Raw genomic sequence first — 3515 nt, forward strand, 5'->3', positions numbered from 1 at the left:
GAGCCGCCCATAGGTCAAGCTGCTGGTTTTTCCACTCAGGAGACCAGCAATGGCGAAGAAACAGCGAGACCCGGCGAAGGAAGGGTATTGGCGTAAGGTGCTGGGGCGGTTTGCGGCCAGTGGTTTGAGCGTCCGTGAGTTCTGCAAGCGCGAGCAGCTCACGGAGTCGGCTTTCTACGCTTGGCGACGGACGATTGACGAGCGGGAAGAGGCCGGTGGCTCCCAACCAGCATTCGTGCCAGCGGTGGTGACGAACGACGAGAACTATGAAACGTCGGTTGCCGTGGAGTTGCCTGGTGGCTGCCTGCTTCGATTCTCAGGGCCGACGGCGACGCAGCAACTGGCGGAACTGATCGTCGCCCTGCAGTCGCGGTGTGGGCGATGATTGCCGCTGACCTGGCCAACGTGCAGGTGTGGGTGGCGACCACGCCGGTCGATATGCGGAAGTCATTTGATGGGCTGGCGGAGGTGGTCCGCTCGTTCCTCGGTCATGATCCACTCTCCGGCAGCCTGTTCGTGTTCCGCAACAAGGGAGGTCACTTGGTGAAGATTCTGTGGTGGGACCGTGACGGGCTGGCGATTTACTACAAGCGGCTGGAGCGTGGTGAATTCCAATTCCCACGTACTGGCAAGCCGGTGATCGAGATCAGCCCGGAGCAACTGTTGCGACTACTTTCCGGACTCAACGTGAAGGCTTCGAAAGTCGCGTGAATCTTCGCCACCTGGGATGGCGCGATCAGCGTGGAACCATTACAACAGGAAGCATGACGCGAACCGACGGATTGCCGAACGACGTGGATGCACTCAAGCGAATTATCGCTGAGCAGCAACTTGCGATGGAACGCTTGAAGGCAGACCAGCAGGCGGCCATTGATGACGCCGTAAAAGCTGCGGTCGCAGCTATCTTGCGTCGCTACTACGGCCCCCGTAGCGAGAAGTTCGACCCTCGGCAGCTGCTCTTATTCGGCGAGCGTGTCGACCAGGCCCCGCTCGACACTGCGAGCATCGAAGAAGAATCGGGCGAGCCGCTCAAGACGCGGCGACCACGTCACAAGCATGGCCGGCAGCAGTTGCCTGAGCACCTGGAGAGGATCGAGATCGAACACGACCTCGACGACAAGGCTTGCCCGGCATGCGGCAACGAACGTTGCCGCATCGGGTCCGAGATCAGCGAGCAGCTCGAATACTTCCCGGCGAGCTTCAAGGTCCTGCGGCACATTCGTCACAAGTACGCTTGCAGCAAGTGCGACCACGACGGCTACGACCCGCACATCACTACCGCGGCGAAGCCACCGCAGCCGATCGACAAGGGCCTGCCGGGGCCGAGCCTGTTGGCTTACGTGATCACCAGCAAGCTGGGCGACCACCTGCCGCTGTACCGGCTAGAACGAATCTTCGAGCGTCAGCAGGTCCACGTTGCCCGCAGCACGATGTGTGCTTGGATGCGTTGTGCAGGCGAGTTGGTCAGGCCACTGGTGGACCTGATGATTGAGCGGGTTCGAAAGTCGAAGGTGATCCACACGGACGACACAACAGTGCCGATCCAGAGCCCCGGGGCCAAGCAATGCCGCAAGGGCCGCATCTGGTGCTATTTGGGCGATGAGGCCAACCCGTACACTGTGTACGACTACACGCCGAGCCGATCCCGCGACGGACCTGCCAAGTGGCTTTCGGGCTACGAAGGCTACCTGCAGGCCGACGCCTACGGCGGTTACGACGGCATCTTCCATTCGCAGAACGTGACAGAAGTCGCCTGCTGGGCGCATGCGCGGCGGAAATTCTACGATGCGCAGGACTCTGACGATGAGCGTGCTCGGCAGATGCTCACGCTCATCGCCGAGTTGTACGCCATCGAGCGGGAAGCTAGGGAGGCGGATGAAGCCGCGCGCTGGCAACTTCGCCAAGAACGGAGCGCGGGAGTGCTCACACGCATCAAGACGTGGCTCGATGCCGAGCAACAAGTCGTGCTGCCCCGCAGCCCGATGGCCACGGCGATCACCTATGCCCAGAACCAGTGGCAGGCACTTACCACGTATGTGACGCAAGGCTTCCTCAACATCGACAACAACGCCAGCGAGCGGGCGCTCAAACGCGTCGCCCTGGGCCGAAAAAACTGGTTGTTTGCAGGAAACGATGCGGCTGCCGAGAACCACGCCCGGCTCTGGTCGCTGATCGCCAGTTGCGAACGCCACTGCGTCGATCCGCAGCGGTATCTCACCAGCGTGCTGGCGAAGATCGGCACGACGCCACGTGAGGAGCTTGGGCAGTTTCTGCCCGACGTGTGGAAGGCGGAAGATGTGGCAGAACCGGTGGAACCTACGTAGTAAGTTGTGATTTACCATCGCCACGCATGGATGCTATTGCCCGCGTAGCCGACACGCTTTGCCAGTGCGGCGAAACGGTAATCGACCGTAACGTCATTGTCCGGTCCTCCACCTGACGTCCGGACTCCACCGGAGAAAAAGCCGTCTTTCTTGCGACGTCGAAATAGTTGATCCGCAGTCGCTTCCAACTCGGGCAAGTCTTGCATCGTGGTCTCCATCACCTGCCGGTAGAACGAGTAGGTTTCTACGGCTAGCGGACTTCCCTTCCTCTTCAGTTCCTCCATCCCTGAATTCCACAGCGACGCGTCCCAGCCGTCGAACAGCCACTGTCCCAGCGCCGCATCAAGCCTTCGATCACACTGCATTGCTTCTGCGGCATTCGACTGAGCGGAGAACGGCAATGGCTGATCGACAAGGTAGGCTACAAAGTACACTTGCTCGTACCTAGCGTCCGAAAGCTTTGGCGATTTGCTGTCGATTTCTTGCAGCGTTTGCCAGTCTTGGGCAAAACGCGAGATAGCTTGCTCAAAGTATTGAGTCGGGTTGTCTCCGGATCGCCAGGTAATCAATCCCTGCATCAGCCTTGATTCAAACGCTTGCTCACAATTGAATGCCGCAAGCTGATAGTTGCCATTTTCTTTCGCAACAGCCATGCCCATCTCGCTGCGGACTGCATGGGCAGCTTGGTTCGCCAGGATTTGATCGATTTTCTTCGTCATTTCATTCCTACCGTTGAATAGCGGGGACGGTTGGCCATCCGGGAGGTAGTTCAAATATTCTACCGCTCCGGTAAAAAGTTCCAAAACTCTCCAACTGGCCTGTCGCCGCCTCATTTAAGAGTTGATTGACGAACGCATTATGAGTCCCATCACCGTAGTCTAAGTATCTATTCAACCGGCTGACATTATACCGAAGGCTGCCTTGGCGCAACCCACTATAGGTCCTCAGCGATGACAGGTAGGATCCGTGCTTTGCTTCCACAACCGCATGGCGGCCACTATTAGAGAAGATTAGATCCAAACCCTGATTGCCGCGATAGTGAAGCGACACGTCTTCCAGCGAGTAACCAAGTCGCTTCATCTCTCGGAAGGCATGGACGACGCCCTTGCCTTCGCTCAATGACCCGGCTTCACGAATTCGGTTAAGTAACGCAGCTCTTTGTTGGACACCGCCGTATCTCGCCGCAGTTCC

5 protein-coding genes are annotated in these 3515 nt (G+C 58.6%); 3 read left to right on the forward strand and 2 right to left on the reverse strand.

Annotated elements, in window-relative coordinates; genetic code table 11:
* Positions 1–49 precede the first annotated feature (49 nt).
* The 3 genes from tnpA to tnpC are packed head-to-tail and all read left to right on the forward strand — an operon-like array spanning position 50 to position 2324.
* On the forward strand, positions 50–385 hold the full coding sequence (gene tnpA, locus NG895_RS15240) for an IS66 family insertion sequence element accessory protein TnpA (RefSeq protein ID WP_252853381.1): 336 nt from the start codon (positions 50–52) through the stop codon (positions 383–385).
* The gene (tnpB, locus tag NG895_RS15245) at positions 382–711 is read left to right on the forward strand and encodes an IS66 family insertion sequence element accessory protein TnpB (protein WP_252853382.1); all 330 of its coding nucleotides are present in this window, start codon (positions 382–384) and stop codon (positions 709–711) included. Before tnpA ends, tnpB begins: the two co-directional genes overlap by 4 nt.
* A gap of 53 nt (positions 712–764) precedes the next feature.
* Entirely contained in the window at positions 765–2324 is a 1560-nt protein-coding gene (gene tnpC / locus NG895_RS15250; RefSeq protein WP_252853383.1) for an IS66 family transposase, read from the forward strand.
* An 11-nt stretch (positions 2325–2335) separates the two neighbouring features.
* Here the strand turns inward: tnpC and NG895_RS15255 are convergent, their stop codons facing one another.
* Both NG895_RS15255 and NG895_RS15260 read right to left on the reverse strand, forming a co-directional pair.
* Complete coding sequence (locus tag NG895_RS15255; protein WP_252853384.1) at positions 2336–3043, reverse strand: hypothetical protein; 708 nt, start codon at positions 3041–3043, stop codon at positions 2336–2338.
* A gap of 7 nt (positions 3044–3050) precedes the next feature.
* The coding region (locus tag NG895_RS15260) for a hypothetical protein (RefSeq protein WP_252853385.1) at positions 3051–3515 on the reverse strand (465 nt) is incomplete at its 5' end.

It is taken from the genome of Aeoliella straminimaris, from assembly GCF_024054565.1.
Classification (GTDB): domain Bacteria; phylum Planctomycetota; class Planctomycetia; order Pirellulales; family Lacipirellulaceae; genus Aeoliella; species Aeoliella straminimaris.

Bases quoted from the DNA above. Each gene is read 5' to 3' on its own strand.
- tnpA (WP_252853381.1), top strand. From the start codon at position 50: ATGGCGAAGAAACAGCGAGACCCGGCGAAGGAAGGGTATTGGCGTAAG.
- tnpB (WP_252853382.1), top strand. From the start codon at position 382: ATGATTGCCGCTGACCTGGCCAACGTGCAGGTGTGGGTGGCGACCACG.
- tnpC (WP_252853383.1), top strand. From the start codon at position 765: ATGACGCGAACCGACGGATTGCCGAACGACGTGGATGCACTCAAGCGA.
- NG895_RS15255 (WP_252853384.1), bottom strand. From the start codon at position 3,043: ATGACGAAGAAAATCGATCAAATCCTGGCGAACCAAGCTGCCCATGCA.